The organism is uncultured Roseovarius sp., from assembly GCF_947489715.1.
In the GTDB taxonomy this organism is placed as follows: domain Bacteria; phylum Pseudomonadota; class Alphaproteobacteria; order Rhodobacterales; family Rhodobacteraceae; genus Roseovarius.
In genome coordinates, this window is sequence record NZ_CANLER010000007.1 from 69395 (window position 1) to 88357 (window position 18963).

An 18963-nucleotide genomic window follows, 5' to 3' on the forward strand; every position below is an offset into this window, starting at 1 on the left:
TCGGTGCGGGTGGCGGTATCGGGCCGGGTTAACAGGGCGGACGGTTGGCGGGGCGTTGTGCGCGGTAAAAACCCACCATCCGTGATGAGGTGAACCGTTACCTGGGCGCCGCGCAGAGGGCGGCGCGTGGCCGTATCAGTCGCGCAGCTTTGCCAGCATTTCCTGTGCCGCGAGAGAGGGCACGATACGGCCCTCGGCCACCTGTCCGGCGATGTCCTGCATCGCGGCCTTGGCTTCGGGCGTTTCCAGCCGTGCCAGAAGACTGTGCCGCACTTCCTGTTCGAACCAGTAGCGTGCCTGTTCGGCCCGGCGGGTGTCGAAATGCCCGTTTTCGCGCCGCCAGCCCGTCAGCGTGGTCATTTCCTCCCAGGCCTTGTCCAGCCCGTGTTCCTCGACCGCCGAGACCATCAGGGCCTTGGGGAAACCTTCGGGATCCTGCGGGCGCTTGCGCAAGAGCCTGAGCGCCCCGGCATAGTCCGAGCAGGTGCGGGTTGCCGCCGGTTTCAGATCGCCATCGGCCTTGTTGACCAGAATCACATCCGCCATTTCCATGATGCCGCGTTTGACGCCCTGCAATTCATCGCCACCCGCAGGGGCAAGCAGCAGGATGAAGAGGTCCGACATTTCGGCGACAACCGTTTCGGACTGACCCACGCCCACGGTTTCGATCAGCACCACGTCAAAGCCTGCCGCCTCGCAGACCGCCACAGCCTCGCGCGTGCGGCGTGCGACACCGCCCAGGTGGGTCTGGCTGGGCGACGGGCGGATGAAGGCACCCGGATCGCGGCTGAGCCGTTCCATCCGCGTCTTGTCCCCCAGGATCGAGCCACCGGACCGGGCCGAGCTGGGATCGACGGCCAGCACCGCCACCCGCAGCCCCTGCGCGGTCAGCATCATGCCGAAGCTTTCGATGAACGTGGATTTGCCCACACCCGGCGTGCCCGAAAGGCCGATGCGGATCGCCTGATGGTCGGATCTGCGCAGCGCCTCCATCAACTCGGCCGCCTGCGCGCGATGCGCGGGCTTGGTGCTTTCGATCAGCGTGATCGCGCGGGCCAGCGCCCGGCGGTCTTGGGTGATGATCTTGTCGGCAAGTTCGGGGATGTTCATGGCGGGCCGTATCTGTCGCTTGAAATGATCTGGGCGCCTTCATGCCTTGCCGTGTGCGGGAATGTCCAGTGTGCCCTGCGTCGCATCTGTTGGTGGAAACCTGCGCGGACATGACCGATAAGGCATATCATGAAGACCGATCTGCCCATTCATGATGCGCTGGACCCGCTGATCGCGGCGCTGCGGGCCCGTGGCCGGGCGGTGTTGCAGGCGCCGCCGGGGGCGGGCAAGACCACCGTTGTGCCGCTGGCGATGCTGGAGGCCGGGCTGTGCGAGACCCGCATCCTGATGCTGGAACCGCGCCGCCTTGCCGCGCGTGCCGCGGCTGAGCGTATGGCGCAGACGCTGGGCGAACCCGTGGGGCAGACCGTCGGCTACCGGGTGCGCGGGCAATCCAAAATGTCAGGCGCGACCCGCATCGAGGTGGTGACCGAGGGTATTCTGACCCGGATGATCCAGTCTGACCCGGAATTGCCCGGCGTGGGGGCGGTGATCTTTGACGAATTTCACGAGCGGTCTCTGAACGCCGATCTGGGACTGGCGCTGTGCCTTGAGATTGCTGATGCGTTGCGCGACGACCTGATCCTGCTGGCGATGTCGGCGACGCTGGATGCCGGGCCGGTGGCGGCGCTGATGGGGAACGTGCCGATGATCACGTCGGAGGGGCGCAGTTACCCGGTGGAAACCGTCTGGCTGGACCGCCCGGTGCCGAAACAGCAGCGTTTCGAACAGGCGGTCAGCGATCTGGTGGCGCAGGCGGTATCCGAGACAACCGGTGGCGTGTTGGTGTTTCTGCCCGGCGAAGGTGAGATTCGCCGGGTCGAGGGCCTGTTGCAATCCCGCCTGCCCGAAGGCTGTCATCTGCGGCCGCTTTTCGGCGCGATGGATTTCGCGGCCCAGCGTGCGGCGATTGCGCCCTGCGAGGACGGGCGCAAGATCGTGCTGGCCACGTCTATCGCCGAGACATCGCTGACCATTCAGGACATCCGCGTGGTTGTGGATGGGGGCCGCGCCCGGCGTGCGCGGTTCGATCCTGGCAGCGGCATGTCCCGGCTGGTGACCGAGCCGGTGACCCGGGCCGAGGCGACGCAGCGCGCGGGCCGGGCAGGGCGCGTCGCGACGGGGCAGTGCTATCGTCTTTGGACCAGGGGCGAAGAGGGCGCGTTGCGGGCTTATCCCCCGGCCGAGATCGAGGCCGCCGACCTGAGCGGTCTGGCGCTGGAACTGGCGCTGTGGGGCGCGGCACCCGAAGCGTTGCCGCTGCTGACACCGCCTAATCCGGGCGGCTATGCCGAGGCGCAGGCCCTGTTGCGGATGCTTGGGGCGCTGGATGCCGATGTCCGGATCACCGATCATGGCCGCACGCTGGCGGCGTTGCCGCTGCATCCGCGTCTGGCGCATATGCTGGCGGTTGCCGGGCCCGAGGCCGCGCCGTTGGCTGCCTTGCTGGCGGATCGCGACCCGCTGTCGCGCGCCGCACCGGTCGATCTGTCCCTGCGTCTTGCGGCAATCCGGGATTTTCGCGGTTTTTCAAACCGTTATTCACATCAGGCGAACCGGGCTGCGATCGAGCGCATCCGGCAGGAAGCGAAACGCCTGCGGGGCAGGTTGACGCAATCCGATGCGGGTCTGAGCGATGCCGAGATGGCCGCGCTTGCCTATCCTGACCGGGTGGGTCTGCGCCGCAAGGGCGATGTGCCGCGCTATGTTCTGTCGGGTGGCAAGGGTGCTGTGTTGTCCGATGGCGACGACCTGTCGGCCACGCGGTTGATCGTGGTGACCGATCTGGATGGCGACCTGCGCGAGGCGCGTATCCGGCAGGCCATCGCGATCTCCGAGGCGGAACTGCGCGGGCTTTTTGAGGATCAGATAGATTGGCGCGATGTCTGCCAATGGTCCAGGCGTGACCGGCGTGTCATCGCCCGGCGGCAGGAATGCTTTGGCGCGCTGGTGCTGGATGACCGGCAGTGGAAGGATGCCCCTGCCGATGCGGTGGCGCGGGCGATGCTGGACGGGGTGCGGGAGCTGGGGTTGAACTGGTCCGATGCCGCGCGGCGTTTTGTGGCCCGCGTGGCGTTGCTGCGGGATGCGGGGCAGGCCTTGCCGGATATGGCCGATGCCGCGCTGATGGACGGGCTTGAGGACTGGTTGCTGCCTTATCTTGACGGGGTGACCTCGGCCCAGGACTGGAAGCGGTTTGACATGCTGGAGGCGCTTCGGGCGCGGCTGAGCTGGGATCAGATGCAGGCGCTGGACGCGGCGGCACCGGCGCATTTCACCACGCCGTTGGGGCGCAAGACGCCGATTGACTATAGCGGTGAGGCGCCCGAGATCAGCCTGCGCCTACAGGAGATGTTCGGCCAGACCACGCATCCCACCGTGGGGCGCACACCGCTGCGCGTCACCCTGTTGTCGCCCGCCGGGCGGCCCTTGCAGACGACGATGGACATCCCCGGCTTCTGGGCGTCCTCTTATGCGGATGTGCGCAAGGACATGCGTGGGCGCTATCCGAAACACCCCTGGCCCGAGGACCCGACCCAGGCTGATCCGACCTTGCGGGCGAAACGGCGCGGCGGTTCCTGATTTGTGTTTTTTCAGATTCATGTTATAACCGACTGATAATAATAAATTAACCTGAGCAGGTACGAGAAGAGACATGACCAATGCGATGAAGAAAGCCTGGAACGGGCTGGTCCAACCGCTGTTGCAGCGCCCCCGGCAATTTCAGGTGGCGGCGCTTTGCTATCGCGAGGTTGAGGGCCACACCGAGGTGTTGTTGATCACCAGTCGGGACACCGGCCGCTGGATCCTGCCCAAGGGCTGGCCGATGGACGGGATGGATGCGCCCGATGCCGCGCTCAAGGAAGCCTGGGAAGAGGCGGGGGTGAAGACCGGTGATCTGGATAAAGACCCGATCGGCGCGTTCGACTATGAAAAACGGCTGGATGACGGGTACGAATCGCCGGTGCATGCGCAGGTCTACAAGGTCCGGGTCGTCGAAATGACCGAAGTGTTTCCCGAAGCCGAGGAGCGCAAACTGAGCTGGGTTACCCCGGACGAGGCCGCAAACATGGTGAAAGAGCCCGGTCTGAAGGACATCCTGCGGCAAATTTGACGACCTTTCCGGGATTTTGGGACAGAAGAGTTGAATTGAACATCATTCCCGACTAGCGCTTTGCGAACGCGAAAATCGGGGGATGACCGTGGCCGACAGACCAAGCAGCAAACAGTGGAAAACACTGGACAAGGACCTGGGGCGCATCTCTCAGGTTGAATACGCCACGGCCTATGTGGCGCGTCCGCTGGTCGGGCCGGGCATTGCCCTTATTTTCATGATCCTGGCGGGGCTTGTCGCCGGGATTTTCTTTGGCCAGTTCCCATCGAATTTCATTGTGGTCGCGGCGGCGGTCGTGGGCGCCTACATGGCGCTGAATATCGGTGCCAATGATGTGGCCAACAACATGGGCCCGGCGGTGGGTGCAAACGCGCTGTCGATGGGCGGCGCGATTGCCATTGCCGCGATCTTTGAAAGCGCGGGCGCGCTATTGGCGGGGGGCGACGTGGTTTCGACCATCTCGAAGGGGATCATTGATCCGTCGGGTATGGCGGAAACGCGGGTGTTCATCTGGGCGATGATGGCAGCGCTGTTTTCGGCCGCGCTGTGGGTCAACCTGGCGACCAAGGTGGGAGCGCCGGTATCGACGACGCATTCGGTCGTGGGGGGCGTCATGGGCGCGGGCATCGCCGCTGCCGGTTTTGCGGCCGTCAACTGGCCGACGATGGGCAAGATCGCGGCCAGCTGGGTAATCTCGCCAGTGCTGGGCGGGGCCATTGCTGCCGCTTTCCTGGCGCTGATCAAAAGCCGGATCATCTATCAGGACGACAAGATCGCTGCGGCGCGCAAATGGGTGCCCATCCTGGTGGGCATCATGGCCGCCGCCTTTGGCGCCTATCTTGCACTGAAAGGGTTCAAGCGCATCATCAAGATTGACCTTGGCATGGCGCTGCTGATCGGTGTCGCCGCCGGGGTGATCACCTATTTCATCACCCGCCCGCTGATCTACCGTCAGTCTATTGGTCTGGAAAACCGGAACAAATCGCTGAAAGTTCTCTTTGGCATGCCGCTGGTGTTTTCCGCGGCCCTGTTGTCCTTTGCGCATGGCGCCAACGACGTGGCCAACGCGGTCGGGCCGCTGGCGGCGATCGTGCATGCCACTGATGCGGGCGATTTTGCCGACAAGGTGGCCATCCCGAGTTGGGTCATGGTGATCGGGGCGTTTGGGATCTCGTTCGGGCTGTTCCTGTTTGGCCCGAAACTGATCCGGATGGTTGGCAATCAGATCACCAAGCTGAACCCGATGCGCGCCTATTGCGTCGCCCTGTCGGCGGCCATCACCGTGATCGTCGCAAGCTGGCTGGGTCTGCCGGTCAGCTCAACCCATATCGCTGTGGGCGGCGTTTTCGGCGTGGGCTTTTTCCGCGAATGGCATATGGAGCGCCGCCGTCGCAACGCCAATATCGCCCGGCCGGAACGCCTGACCATCGCGCCCGAGGAGCGTCGCCGGCGCAAACTTGTCCGCCGTAGCCACTTCATGACCATTGTTGCGGCCTGGGTGATTACCGTTCCGGCGGCAGCGCTGATGTCGGCGGTGATCTTTTTGATCCTGAACGCGGTGACCGGGTAGAACCGCCGCCGCTCTCGCGGCTGGTGAAGAGGGTAAAGCCCGGCTTGATAAGGTTGATGCCGGACACCTAAAAGGTCGCTCGACTTGTCACCTGCCGACAGCATATGCCTGGACACCGCGAGGGCTGGCCGCGGCGCTGAGTTGCCCGTCTGGTGCAATGGAGGAAGCGCAAATCCAGCCTTCCGACCAAGCATCACCCACCGTCACAATATGGCCCCGTGCGCGCAGATCTGCGATGATGTCTTTGCCTGCCCGGCTTTCAATAGACATTTTTCCGGGCTCGGCCTGACGTGGATAAAACGAGTTTGGCCAGTGGCTTGACCCAAATCCAGGTGCGTCAATCGCTTGCTGCAGGCTTTGCCCATACATCAGGTGGCGGATCAGAAAGGCCAACTGCCATTGATCTTGCTTGTCCCCGCCTGGCGTTCCACAGGCAAGATAGGGTGATCCGTCGTCATTCAGAACAAGCGTCGGCGTCAAGGTTGTTCTGGGACGTTTGCCCGGCACCAAGGCATCAGGCGCATCGGGGTCCAGTCGCATCATTTGCAGCCTTGTCCCAAGGCACACCCCAAGCTCGGGAATGATGGGGGACGATTCCATCCATCCGCCGGACGGCGTGGCGCTGATCATATTGCCCCATTTGTCCACGACATTGATGTGGCAGGTGTCGCCGTTCACAATGCCCGCGACGGCCTCGGAAGCCTGACTTTTCGACGTCGGCTCACCGATGCCCGCTGCAAGGAGAGCCGCCTTGTCGATCTCCATATTCGCAGCAGCGTCATAATCGACCTGATACCCAAATCCTGTGATCGTTCCCGGGCGCCACGTCAGGTCTGCCCGGTCAGAAATGAGCCTGGCGCGCGCCTCAACATAGCTTGCGCTGAGCAAGGTCGACAAAGGCACATCAATAAAATTCGGATCGCCGTAGAACGTTTCCCGGTCGGCATAAGTCAATTTCATGACTTCGATCAGCGCGTGATAAAACCGGGCCGAGTCAAGCTCTATGTCAGACATGCCTATTGCCTTCGCCAGGGCGAGCCCCTGCAGCAGCACCGGGCCTTGACCCCAGGCTTGGGTTTTACAAATTGTCTTGCCGCAGAAGACGCCCGTGGCCGGGTCTTCATAAGTGGCGCTCCAACCTGCCAGATCATCGCCGGTCATCAGGCCGCTATTCTCTTGCCCGGTAATGTCGAGATGTCTGGTCGTTCTGCTGAACGTGTCGATTGCTTCGGCGACAAAGCCGGTCTTCCAAATCTGGCGTGCGGCCGCAATTTGCTTTTCACGATCTGTACTTGTTTCAGCAGCCTCGTCCAAAATGCGCTGATACATGTCAGCGAGCGCGGGGTTGCACAGCAACGATCCCTCTGCGGGCAGCGCGCCGTCGCGAAGATAAATTGCCGCGTTTTCCGGCCAGGCCCGGTTGAACCATCCCTGCAATTGCGTGATCGACTTCATCAGCCTGGGCACAATCGGAACACCGTCACGGGCATATGAAATCGCGGGTTCCATCACGGTTGCCAGCGGCAAGCTGCCATGATCTTGCAGCATCAACATCCAGGCATCGAATGCCCCGGGAATCGCCGCGGCAAGAAGGCCCGTGCCGGGGATCTGATCGACCCCCAATGCTTCAAACCGCGCGATGGTTGCGGCCGCAGGAACGGTGCCCTGACCACATATCACCCTGGTTTTCCCGGATGTGGCATCGTGAAAAATTATCGGAACCTCACCAAGCGGGCCATTTAGATGCGGTTCGGCCACCTGCAGGACAAACCCCGCAGCCGCAGCGGCGTCAAAAGCATTCCCGCCAATTTCCAGCATGCGCATGGCGGTCTGGCTGGCCAGCCAATGGGTTGATGCGGCCATGCCAAAGTGACCGGTCAGGTCTGGTCTTGTCGTGAAGCGTGGGCTCAATGCTTTTCCAATCTTGCTGGTTCTACATTTTCTGACTGAATACCGCCTGCTGTTGCTGCGAGGCAAATATCAAAAGTGAACCGCGCTCTTCACTGAAGTTATGGGTGGCACCTCGACAGCCCTGTTATCCCAGGAAATTCAAAATCTGCTTCTCGGTCGTTTGGGCCGCTTCAATGATTTCCTCTTTGAGGCTTGAAGCCACGCGTGTTTCGCGGCGATGTTTCGGGCGCAGGAGCATGATCTGAAACGAGATATCAGTGTCCAAGGTGCGAATGCTGAGCCCCTTGTCCTGAAAATCCAGGGCCGTCATCAAATCGACGATGGCAACGCCAGCGCCATGCAGGGCAAGTTCGCAGGCAATATGCGCTGTGAACACTTCAAGACAGCGCGTCGGTCGCACTCTGTTGCTGGCCAAAATGTCATTGAGCTTTAGCGGCCAGCGGTCGAAGTTGCTGAGTGTGATCAGATCGTGACCGACAAGATCAGAGAACTTCAAAGCGGCATCACTTGAAAGTGCGTGACCCTGCTCAAATACGGCAACAAGCGGTAGCCGCATCAGCGGTTCAGAAATGACACCATGATCGTTGCTGCGTTCCAGACCCAGCCCGATATCGGCACGCCCGGCTGCGACCGCGCGCGCCACCCAATCCGTGCTGCGAACCGGCACTGACAGGGAAACGGTTGGATGCTCTTTTGCAAATTTCCCGACAACCGAGGGAAGCCATCGTTGGGCAAGCAGCGGCATCGCAGCGACGGAGAGATCACCCAGCTGATTATCTCGCAAGTCCCCGGCAAAGCGGGACAGCGCCTCCATCCCGGTGTAAATCTGATCGACCTGCTCAAACAGCGCCAATGCCTCGGATGTCGGCTCCAACTGGTTGCCTTTTCGTTCAAAAAGAACAAACCCGACATCATATTCCATCAGTTTTAAGTGTTTACTTACAGCGGGTTGACTTATGTTCAGCAGACGCGCGGCCTTGGTCACGGAGCCGGAAGACATCACCTTCTGAAAAATCTCGACTTGCCTGATATTCATAACTTTTCTTTTCTCTGCGTCGAATAATATCAATTTGATGTTATATGCCGTGCGGCGCACAATCCACCAAATTTGAGACTGGGTGGGTTAGAACATGCTGCAGCTTGCAGAATCTTCACCGGATACGGGACGCGTGATCTGGCCCGGCGAATTGGGCTTTCCCGCCGAGGAATTTCTTGATCACATCCGTTTCGTTCAGTCCGATCTTGCGCGGCGCGCCTTGCAGGGCGCCTTGATCTTCGATCCGGAGAATATGTATTGGCTGACCGGATTTCAGACGATCGGCTATTTTACATTTCAGGGGATGTATATCCCGTCAGACGGCCTGCCGACTGTTATCACCCGCGTCGTGAACAGGGATATGGCAATGGCTCTGCCGACCATAGGCGATGTCGTGGCGGTGAATGACACCGAGGACCATTGCACACGGCTGATAGGTTTTCTGAAAAGCCTTGAGCCCGAAAAAATCGGGCTTGATACGCTGTCGCGGCATTTGAACATCAACGACTATCGCAGATTGATCGACGAGGGCATTCAGTTCGAAGACTGGGACGGCATTATCCAATCCCAACGCATTGTTAAGACACCGGCGCAGATCGAGAAAATGCGCCATGCTGCCCGGGCGCTCGAATCCGGAATGGACAACGCCCTGAATACCATCGCGCCGGGCCGCACCGATAATGATCTGGCAGCGGCGCTTTATCACGGGTCAATTGCCGCAGGCAGCGAATACATCGGTCATCCGCCCATGGTGGTCACGGGCCCGCGCAGCGAGCTGTGTTTTGCGTTGTGGAAACGTAAAACCATCGAACATGGTGATGTGGTTCTGTTGGAAGGCGGCGCCTGTATTGATCGGTATCACGTGATGATGGCGCGATCTGCGGTCGTGGGAAAACCAACCGATGAACACAAGGCCACCGCCGATGCGCTGATCGGAATTCTGGAAACCGCGATCAAGGCGATCAAGCCCGGCGAGACAGCAGGTGAAATCGACCGTCGTTGCCGCGTCGGCATCAAAAAGCTGGGGTTGGACAAATTCTACAAAAGCCGGCTGGCGTACGGGATTGGCATCGCGTTTCCACCAAATTGGGCCGAAGGGCACATCTATGCCATTCGCCCGGATGACCCGTTGATAATCGAAGAAAATATGACCTTCCACGTGATCCCGACGATGTTTCGGGATGGTTTTGGAATGGCGATCAGCGACAGCGTGCGTGTGACTGCCACCGGTTGTGAAGTGCTAACGCAATACCCCCGCGATCTGGTGATCGTGGATTAGGACTGAAAATAGGAGAGCAAAATGTTGATGAAACTTCCCCTCTTGAAACCCCTGGCGATGTCAGTGGCTGCGATTGCCGCAATGACAGTTATGGCGGGCGCACAGGAAAAATGGGATATGCCCGCCGCATACTCAGGCAAAAACTATGTATCCCAATCCTACATTGGTTTCGCCGAGGCCGTGACCGCAAATTCGGACGGCAAGCTTGAGATCGTCGTGCACCCGGCCGGGTCTTTATATAAAGGTTCCGAAATATTGCGCGCCGTCCGGTCCGGACAGGTGCCCATTGGCGGCCGGTACATGGGCGCCCATGCCAAGGAAGACCCGATTTTTGGTCTGGATGTCGTACCATTCGTGGCAACAGATCTTGATGCAGCCTGGAAACTATACCAGGCCTCAAAGCCTGCGATTGAAAGCGCGCTTGAAGAGCGCGGAATGAAATTGCTGTATATGCCGATTTGGCCGCCTCAGGGTTTGTTCTCTAAGCACGAAGTGAACAGCATGGCTGACATGGATGGTGCCAAATTCCGGGCGGCGGATGCGAATACATCGCGGCTGGCCGTGCTGATGGGGTCGACCCCCACCAAGACCGAGGCAACAGAGATCAGCCAAGCGTTTTCGACAGGTGTCGCAGACAGCATGATGGGTTCAGGGGCCATCGGTGTGTTTCAGAAAATGTGGGACAATGTGGATTACTTCTACACTGTGAATGCATGGCTCCCGAAAAGTGCCGTGATCGTAAACCTTGATGCCTGGAATGGGTTGGATGCCAGCACACAACAGGTGGTTCTCGACGCTGCGGCTGAGGCTGAAACGAGAGTTTGGGAAGATGTGAAGGGCGTCACGCAAGGCTATAACGACGCCATGGCCGAAAACGGTATGAAGGTGTTGGCACCGTCCGAGCAGCTGGCTACTGAATTCCGCGCCATCGGGAAAACAATGTCCGAAGAATGGGCAGAAAGTGCTGGCGATGCCGGAGCAGCAGCTTTGGCCGCGTTCAATGCCAGCAACTAAGTGACGCGTCACAAGCCGGGCCGATGTGAACGCCCGGTTTGTGGCATCTGATTTCATTCCCAGAGAGGCAACGGTGATGGCGGAAAACATAGACAAGATCATATTGTTGATCTGCCGGTTTTGCGGCCTCCTCGCGGCGCTGGCCATCCTTGTTCTGACGGGCCTGGTCATGACCAGCATTGCCAGCCGCGCCCTTGGTGTTTATGTGCCCGGACTAACAGACTTTGCCGCCTATTGTCTGGCTTGGGCAGGGTCCCTGGGCATGGCCTACACGTTTGGCCAGCATGGGCATATTCGCGTCGAAATGATTGTGGATAACATGCGCGGCAAGCTGCGGTACGTGTTCGAAGTGGCCGTTCTTATGCTGGCGACCGCCACGGTGACTTACCTGGCCTGGTATCTTGTCAAGATGACCCACACGTCCTGGGTCTATGAAGATCGCAGCGATGGATCCGACGAGATTCTGATCTGGATTCCGCAAGTTCCCTTCGCGGTTGGGTTTTGCCTGTTTGCATTGGTGCTGATTCTGGCCGTGCTGCGCGGCGACCTGGAAGGGCTGTCCGCCACGAAACAATCCGAGAGCTGGGAGTAACCCCATGGCTGAAACGACACTTGCGATTTTGATGATCGTCGCCTTGCTAGGGCTTTTGGCCCTGGGCCTCTGGATCGGTCTGGCCCTGATGGGTGTCGGGTTCATCGCAATGGCGCTCTTCACCTCTCGCCCCGTCGGGGATGCTCTGGCAACGACGGTCTGGTCGCATAGCGCGCTTTGGGGTTTGGCATCATTGCCGCTGTTCATTTGGATGGGCGAGATATTGTTCCGAAGTCGGCTATCGGAGGGGTTGTTCAGCGGGCTCGCCCCGTTGATGCGACGCATGCCCGGTGGGTTGATCCATGTGAATATTGTCGGCTGCACCGTTTTCGCCGCGATATCCGGTTCATCTGCTGCGACGCTGGCTACAATAGGCAAGATAACCGTTCCGGAACTGAAAAAACGCGGCTACCCAGACAAAATGGCCTATGGCACACTTGCAGGGGCCTCGACCCTTGGTTTGCTAATACCCCCGTCCATCATCATGATCGTCTATGGCGTGACCGCACAGGTATCCATCACGCGGCTCTTCATGGCTGGCATCTTTCCAGGCATCATGCTGGCAGCACTTTTTATCGGGTACATCCTGATCTGGGGCAGGTTCACAGAGGAAGGCCGCTCGATGCGTGAAGAGCGCGCCTCGCTGAAAGAAAAACTGCAAGGATTACTGCGGCTGGCCCCGGTTGCGGGGCTGATCATCGTCGTCATTGGGTCGATCTATTCTGGTCTGGCATCGCCCACGGAAGCGGCTGTCCTGGGTGTTCTGGGTGCGTTAATCCTGTCCGCGGCAGAGCGAACATTGTCGCAAAAAGCCTTTATCGAAGGGCTGATGGGGGCAACAAAAACCACGTCGATGATAATGCTCTTGGTGGCCGGGTCAGCCTTCCTGACCCTTGCAATGGGCTTTACCGGCCTTCCACGTGCCCTGGCCGAGTGGATTGGAGGCATGAACCTAAGTCCTTGGATGCTGATAGCAGCGCTGACATTGTTCTACGTGATTCTTGGCTTCTTTCTGGATGGCATTTCATCAATCGTATTGACCATGGCCGTGGTTGAACCACTGGTGCGCGGTGCGGGTATCGACATGATCTGGTTCGGTATTTTCGTCGTGCTAGTGGCCGAGATGGCAATGATAACGCCGCCCGTGGGGTTCAACTTGTTTTTGGTGCAAAGCATGACGGGGCGCGATCTGGGCTTCATTGCCCGTGCGGCATTTCCAATGTTCTTGTTGATGGTTGTGGGCGTCGTTCTGTTGACGGCGTTTCCAGGGTTGGCGCTTTGGTTGCCTGAAGTTCTGACTGCGAGGAATTAGGAACATGACCAGAAATGTGATCGCCGCTGTTGACCCCTATGATAAAGACTCCTGGCCAATGGTGAGCATGGCGTTGGCGCCTTACGCGCATTCGGGAAGCACGATCCATTTGATTCATGTGGTTCCGGAATCAAGCTCACTTGGCCAGTTTTCTCAATTCGTTCCTGCGGGATTTGCAGAGAGCCATCGACACGAAGCCAAAGATCTGTTGGAGGAAATGGCCCGGCAGATCGGACCTGACGTTACGCTGAAAATGCACCAACAAAGCGGCCATGTGCATGTAGAGGTTCTAGATCTTGCGCAAGAGATCAAGGCCGACCTGATTGTCGTCGGCGCATATAGTGAAGCCTTAAAAGACTATCTTCTGGGGCCAAAAGCAGCACGCATAGCGCGCCACGCAGAGTGTTCCGTCTTGATAGCGCGACCCTAGAATTTGAGCATAGATATTTGTGAAGGTTTAGAAAATGTCGTTTCTCGCACCAGACTTTCTGCTTTCCGCAATCTTGTTGGCTTTGGTCGGATGTTTAGCCGGCGTGTTGTCCGGATTGTTTGGAATTGGTGGCGGTGCTGTACTCGTACCAATTCTAGTAGCGACCTTCTCCCTTCAGGGCCTCTTGCCGGACCACATTGCGCATATGGCGGTAGGTACGTCGCTGGCCATAATCATACCAACGGCCATTCGATCGTACCTTTCCCATCGCGAGCACGGAGCTGGCAATGCTACATTGCTGCGATCATGGGTATTTTGGGTGCCTTTTGGCGTTGTGGCGGCATCTTCTGTCGTTGGTTTCGTGCCAGGGATTGTCTTGAAGTATGTGTTTGCGGCTGTCGCCTCGTTGATCGCCTTCAAGATGCTGTTCAATCAAGAAAACTGGGTGATTGCGCAAGAGCTTCCCGGCCCCACGGCAAACAGAAGTGTCGGGTTTGGAATTGGTTTCCTTTCAACGTTCATGGGTATTGGTGGCGGCAATCTAAATAACCTGTTCATGACATTGTTCGGGCAATCCATGCACCAGGCGGTGGCCACTTCAGCGGGTTTGGGCGTGCTGATCGCCATTCCGGCAGCGCTTGGGTACATTTATGCCGGGTGGGGTTCAGAAGGCCTGCCGGTCTGGGTATTTGGTTACGTCAATCTTCTGGCCGTTGCGATGATCGCGCCATTTTCGATGCTTATGGCCCCGTTCGGTGCAAAACTTGCGCACAGCCTTCCGGCGCGAAAACTTGAGATCGGCTTCGGTCTCTTTCTTGTCTGCGTTATTATTAGCTTCGTATTTTGAGTGGTTCACGGCAGATGAAAAACAAGGGTTTGCCGTTTACCCCAGCCACCCCTCACGCGCTTTTATGCGTTGCCTGAGGCAAGCGCGCGCAAGAGTGCGGCGTAGGAATCCAAGCCGAATTCCCTTGTCATTTCCTCGTGCCAGCGGGTGTTGAACTCTGCGCGTATCTTTTCGGTGACCAGCGGTTTGCCGGTGCCAACCTTGCCGCTGGCGACCTTGGTGGCCTTGCCGCCGGGCGGCAGGCCGCAGGGTTCATCGCGGGCCGCACGCAATAGGTGGTCGTCAAACTGGCGGCCATGCTCTTTCATGAATTCGAACCCGGCCTGTCGCGTTGCCAGTTGTCGCAGTTCGGGATCGTCGGGAAGGTGCATGAAATCTGCCACAAGGTTCACCGCGCGGGGCAGGTCGCCTTTCATCTGCTCGAAGGCCAGAAGCAGAACTTCGGGCCGGTCGCGCTGTCGCCACCACGATGCGGCGTGGGTCCAGTAATTGTTGCTTTCTGCCCGGTCCAGATAATACGCGGCAAAATCGTCCAGCGATATGGCACCGGCCTCAAACCGCCAGCCATCAAGGAAGTTATAAAGCGAGACCATCGCATCGACCGGATCACGCAGCACCACGATATACTGCCCACCCTTGGGAATATCGTCCCAGCCCAGATGGCTTTTGAAGGCGCGGGGCGCGGCAACTTGCGGTGCGTTCACGTCGACGCCCATGTCATGCGCCAGTTCCAGCCAGGGCACGACCTCGGTGATCTCGTCGAAATCCATCGAGCCACCGCTGCGCAACCCGTGCACGATCTGCTGCATCCAGGTGGTGCCGCATTTGGCATAGGGCGAGATGAAGATATCGCTGGCACCGGGCGTATATCCAAGGCCGCGGCGGAGGCCGGTGGTGGAAACAAATGCCTGATCTACGCACTGCATTTCGGCGATGGTGCGGGGGCGGGTCAGGGTCATGTGTCAGGCCGTCAGGTCAAGGGCTGCGTGCAGCAGGGCTTTGGCATATTCGGTTTGAGGCGCATTAAAGAGCGCCTGCGCCTCGCCGGTTTCGATCACGTCGCCCTGTTTCATCACCAGCACCCGGTGGCTCATGGCGCGCACGACGTTGAGGTCGTGGCTGATGAACAGATAGGCCAGCCCGTATTTAACCTGCAGGCGGCGCAGCAGATCGACGATCTGCACCTGCACCGTCATGTCTAGCGCCGAGGTCGGCTCGTCCAGCACCACCAGTTTGGGGCGCAGGATCATTGCGCGGGCGATGGCGATGCGCTGGCGCTGACCGCCGGAAAATTCATGCGGATAGCGATCCATCGTCTCGGGGTTCAGTTCGACCTCGGTCATCACATCGGCCACCAGATCGCGCACCGGGCGGCCACCCGGGTTGCCATGCACGCCCAGCCCCTCGGCGATGATCTGTTCGCAAGTCATGCGCGGGCTGAGGCTGCCGAACGGGTCCTGAAACACGATCTGCATGTCGGCGCGGCGGCGGCGTAACTGGCGGGTGGACCAGTTATTCACATCCTCGCCGTCGAACCGAATGCCGCCCTCGGATTCGATCAGCCGCATGATCGCCAGCGCCAGCGTGGTTTTTCCTGAGCCGCTTTCGCCCACGATGCCCAGCGTTTCACCGGCGCGCACGGCAATGCTGGCTTCGTTCACCGCCTTCACATGACCGACGGTTTTCTTGAAAAAGCCGCGCTGGATCGGGAACCAGACGCGCAAGGCATCGGTTTCGACCAGTGTTTCGGTGTTCTCGGGAACGGGATCGGGCTCTCCCACGGCGCGGGCGCTGAGCAGTTTGCGCGTGTATTCGTGCTGCGGGTTGGCGAAAATCTCGGCGGTGGGGCCGGTTTCGACAATCTCTCCGCCTTTCATCACGCAGACCCGGTCGGCGATGCGCTGGACGATGCCCAGATCGTGGGTGATGAACAAAAGGCCCATCCCCTCTTCGCGCTTGAGCTCTGCCAGAAGATCGAGGATCTGCGCCTGAATGGTCACGTCAAGCGCGGTGGTAGGTTCATCCGCGATCAGGATGTCGGGTTTGTTGGCCAGCGCCATCGCGATCATGATCCGCTGCCGCTGCCCGCCCGAAAGCTGGTGGGGGTAGGCATCCAGCCGGCTTTCGGCGTCGCGGATGCCGACCCGTTCCATCAGCTCGATGATGCGGGTGCGCGCTTCGTCGCCGGTCAGGCCCTGATGCAGTTCCAGCGACTCGCGGATTTGTTTTTCCAGCGTGTGCAGCGGGTTGAGCGATGTCATCGGCTCCTGAAAGATAAAGCTGATGTCGTTGCCGCGGACCTTGCGCAGCATCCGGTCATTCGCGCCGATCATCTGCTGACCGTCATAGGTGACGCTGCCCGCCACCTGGGCCGATCCGCCCAGCAGGGACACGGTGGACAGTGCGGTGACGGATTTGCCCGAGCCGCTTTCACCGACCAACGCCACGGTTTCCCCCTTGTCGACGGAAAAGGACACGCCCTTGACCGCCGGGATAAGCTGCCCATCCTGCCGGAAACTGACGGTCAGGTCCTGAACATCCAAGAGGCTCATTCAAAGGTCTTTCTGGGGTCGAACGCGTCGCGGACGCCTTCGAAGATGAAAACCAGCAGCGACAGCATGATGGCAAAGGCGAAAAACGCGGTGAAGGCGAGCCAGGGGGCTTGCAGGTTCTGCTTGGCCTGCAGGGTCAGTTCACCCAGCGACGGGGATGAGGAGGGCAGGCCGAAGCCCAGGAAGTCGAGCCCCGCGAGCAGGGAGATCGTGCCCGTGATGACAAAGGGCAGCATTGTCAGCGTGGCGACCATAGCGTTGGGCAGCATGTGGCGGAACATGATCGTCAGGTTCGAGACGCCAAGTGCCTTGGCCGCGCGGACATATTCCAGATTTCGGGCGCGCAGGAATTCGGCCCGGACCACGCCCACCAGCGCCATCCAACCGAAAAGCACGGTGATCACCACCAGCAACCAGAAGCTGCGCGGCAGGATCGCAAAGAGGATGATGATGACGTAGATTTGGGGGGTTGAGGCCCAGATCTCGATAATCCGTTGGAAAATAAGGTCGGTCTTGCCGCCGAAATACCCCTGTATCGCACCTGCAAAAACGCCGATCACTGTCGACAGCCCGGTCACGATGAGGGTGAAAAGGACCGACAGCCGGAAGCCGTAGATTACCCGCGCCAGCACATCGCGCTTGGTGTCGTCGGTGCCCAGCCAGTTCTGCTCGTTCGGGGGCAGGGGCGCAGCGCCAACACGGTCCACGGGCGTGTCATAGCTGTAGGGTATTAGCGGCCAGAGCGCCCAACCCTTGTCGATTTTTTCGCCGTTGATCACGCCGTCACCTGCGTCTTCGATGACGCCTTCTGGATCGTCGAAGCAATCCTCCAGCCCGCCCGAGGTGATCAGGCAGGCGACCTCTGGGTCGCGGTAGATGGCCTCGGTCCGGAAATCGCCGCCGAAGGTGGTCTCGGCATAGAAGTTGAAGATGGGCGTGTAGAATTCACCGCGATATTTCACCAGAATGGGTTTGTCATTGGCCACGAATTCAGCGCAGAGCGTGACGCTGAAGATGATCGCGAACAGGATGAGCGACCAGAAGGCGCGCTTGTTGCGGCGAAAGTTGCGCCAGCGGCGTTGGTTGAGAGCCGAGAGCGCCATTCAGCCGGACCGTTTTTCAAAGTCGATGCGCGGATCGACCAGCACATACATCAGGTCCGACAGGATGTTCACCACCAACCCGATCAGGCCAAAGAGGAAGAGCGTGCCGAACATTACCGGGTAGTCGCGGCCCACTGCCGCCTCGAACCCCAGACGCCCGAGACCGTCGAGCGAAAAGATGGTTTCGATCAGCACCGAGCCGCCGAAGAAGACACCGATGAAGACCGCCGGGAAGCCCGCGATTACGATCAGCATGGCGTTGCGGAAAATATGACCGTAAAGCACCTTGCGTTCGCTCAGCCCCTTGGCGCGGGCGGTCATGACATAGTGCTTCTTGATCTCATCGAGAAAGCTGTTCTTGGTCAGCAGCGTCAGCGTGGCAAAGGCCGCGATGGTGGACGCGGTGACCGGTAGGGCGATGTGCCAGAAATAATCCAGCACCTTGCCCACAAGGCTGAGCTGTTCCCAATTGTCCGAGGTGAGGCCCCGGAGCGGAAAAAGCTGCCAGTAGCTGCCCCCGGCGAAAAGCACCAGCAACATGATCGCGAAAAGAAAGGCCGGGATCGCGTAGGCGACGATGATGATGCCGCTGGTCCAGGTGTCGAAAGAACTGCCGTCATGTACCGCCTTGCGGATGCCAAGCGGGATCGAGACCAGATAGGCAATGAGCGTCGACCACAGGCCCAGCGTGATGCTGACCGGCATCTTGTCGAGTACCAGTTCGGTCACTGTCTGTTTCTTGAAATAACTCTCGCCGAAATCGAAATGCAGATAGTTCCACATCATGTTCAGGAAGCGTTCGAGCGGGGGTTTGTCGAGGCCGAATTGCTGCTCAAGCTCTTTGATGAATTCGGGTGGCAGGCCACGGGCACCAAGATATTCGGAGTTCTCTTCGGACCCTTCAAGGGTGGCATCCTCGGCCCCGCCCGCAAACCCGCCAAAAACATCGCCGCCGCCCTGCAATTGCGCAATCATCTGTTCTACCGGGCCGCCCGGCACGAATTGAACCAGGGCAAAATTGATGATCATGATCCCCAGAAGCGTGGGGATGATGAGCAGCAGACGGCGGAGGATATAGGCGCCCATGCGCGG

16 protein-coding genes are annotated in these 18963 nt (G+C 59.5%); 9 read left to right on the forward strand and 7 right to left on the reverse strand.

The annotated features are described in order from the left end of the window. Positions 1 to 135: 135 nt before the first annotated feature. Positions 136 to 1110, reverse strand: coding sequence for a methylmalonyl Co-A mutase-associated GTPase MeaB (gene meaB / locus Q1B27_RS16840; protein ID WP_299849066.1), 975 nt, complete (start codon positions 1108 to 1110; stop codon positions 136 to 138). A 129-nt stretch (positions 1111 to 1239) separates the two neighbouring features. On the opposite strand from meaB, the gene hrpB reads away from it, so the two are divergent. The 3 genes from hrpB to Q1B27_RS16855 all read left to right on the forward strand — a co-directional run bounded on the left by hrpB (position 1240) and on the right by Q1B27_RS16855 (position 5795). Further along, positions 1240 to 3693, forward strand: coding sequence for an ATP-dependent helicase HrpB (hrpB, locus tag Q1B27_RS16845; protein ID WP_299849069.1), 2454 nt, complete (start codon positions 1240 to 1242; stop codon positions 3691 to 3693). Positions 3694 to 3766: 73 nt separating this feature from the next. Further along, positions 3767 to 4225 (forward strand): NUDIX hydrolase, encoded by a 459-nt coding sequence (locus Q1B27_RS16850; protein ID WP_299849071.1) that lies wholly within the window; start codon positions 3767 to 3769, stop codon positions 4223 to 4225. Between the two features lie 82 nt (positions 4226 to 4307). Next, complete coding sequence (locus Q1B27_RS16855) at positions 4308 to 5795, forward strand: inorganic phosphate transporter (protein ID WP_299849073.1); 1488 nt, start codon at positions 4308 to 4310, stop codon at positions 5793 to 5795. Positions 5796 to 5882: 87 nt separating this feature from the next. Here the strand turns inward: Q1B27_RS16855 and Q1B27_RS16860 are convergent, their stop codons facing one another. Both Q1B27_RS16860 and Q1B27_RS16865 read right to left on the reverse strand, forming a co-directional pair. Continuing rightward, positions 5883 to 7706: a gamma-glutamyltransferase family protein gene (locus Q1B27_RS16860; protein WP_367181360.1), complete on the reverse strand. Its 1824-nt coding sequence runs from the start codon at positions 7704 to 7706 to the stop codon at positions 5883 to 5885. 124 nt (positions 7707 to 7830) lie between these two features. After that, the gene (locus Q1B27_RS16865; protein ID WP_299849075.1) at positions 7831 to 8742 is read right to left on the reverse strand and encodes a LysR substrate-binding domain-containing protein; all 912 of its coding nucleotides are present in this window, start codon (positions 8740 to 8742) and stop codon (positions 7831 to 7833) included. 94 nt (positions 8743 to 8836) lie between these two features. On the opposite strand from Q1B27_RS16865, the gene Q1B27_RS16870 reads away from it, so the two are divergent. From Q1B27_RS16870 to Q1B27_RS16895, 6 genes are all read left to right on the forward strand, one after another. Continuing rightward, a complete protein-coding gene (locus Q1B27_RS16870) occupies positions 8837 to 10021 on the forward strand; it encodes a Xaa-Pro peptidase family protein (RefSeq protein ID WP_299849077.1) in 1185 nt (394 codons plus the stop codon). Positions 10022 to 10042: 21 nt separating this feature from the next. Then, positions 10043 to 11035, forward strand: coding sequence for a TRAP transporter substrate-binding protein (locus Q1B27_RS16875; RefSeq protein ID WP_299849079.1), 993 nt, complete (start codon positions 10043 to 10045; stop codon positions 11033 to 11035). 76 nt (positions 11036 to 11111) lie between these two features. Continuing rightward, entirely contained in the window at positions 11112 to 11627 is a 516-nt protein-coding gene (locus tag Q1B27_RS16880) for a TRAP transporter small permease (RefSeq protein ID WP_299849082.1), read from the forward strand. Between the two features lie 4 nt (positions 11628 to 11631). Beyond that, positions 11632 to 12939, forward strand: a complete 1308-nt coding sequence (locus Q1B27_RS16885) for a TRAP transporter large permease subunit (protein ID WP_299849084.1) — start codon at positions 11632 to 11634, stop codon at positions 12937 to 12939. 4 nt (positions 12940 to 12943) lie between these two features. Next, positions 12944 to 13369 carry a universal stress protein gene (locus Q1B27_RS16890; RefSeq protein ID WP_299849086.1) on the forward strand — a complete coding sequence of 142 codons (426 nt, stop codon included), beginning with the start codon at positions 12944 to 12946 and terminating at the stop codon, positions 13367 to 13369. 34 nt (positions 13370 to 13403) lie between these two features. After that, complete coding sequence (locus Q1B27_RS16895; protein ID WP_299849089.1) at positions 13404 to 14216, forward strand: sulfite exporter TauE/SafE family protein; 813 nt, start codon at positions 13404 to 13406, stop codon at positions 14214 to 14216. Positions 14217 to 14278: 62 nt separating this feature from the next. Here Q1B27_RS16895 and Q1B27_RS16900 read toward each other — a convergent pair whose 3' ends face one another. The 4 genes from Q1B27_RS16900 to Q1B27_RS16915 are packed head-to-tail and all read right to left on the reverse strand — an operon-like array spanning position 14279 to position 18957. Continuing rightward, on the reverse strand, positions 14279 to 15175 hold the full coding sequence (locus tag Q1B27_RS16900) for a sulfotransferase domain-containing protein (protein WP_299849091.1): 897 nt from the start codon (positions 15173 to 15175) through the stop codon (positions 14279 to 14281). A gap of 3 nt (positions 15176 to 15178) precedes the next feature. Then, complete coding sequence (locus Q1B27_RS16905) at positions 15179 to 16768, reverse strand: ABC transporter ATP-binding protein (RefSeq protein WP_299849093.1); 1590 nt, start codon at positions 16766 to 16768, stop codon at positions 15179 to 15181. Beyond that, positions 16765 to 17871, reverse strand: coding sequence for an ABC transporter permease (locus Q1B27_RS16910; RefSeq protein ID WP_299849095.1), 1107 nt, complete (start codon positions 17869 to 17871; stop codon positions 16765 to 16767). Before Q1B27_RS16910 ends, Q1B27_RS16905 begins: the two co-directional genes overlap by 4 nt. Continuing rightward, positions 17872 to 18957 carry a microcin C ABC transporter permease YejB gene (locus Q1B27_RS16915; protein ID WP_299849097.1) on the reverse strand — a complete coding sequence of 362 codons (1086 nt, stop codon included), beginning with the start codon at positions 18955 to 18957 and terminating at the stop codon, positions 17872 to 17874. Between the last annotated feature and the right edge of the window lie 6 nt (positions 18958 to 18963).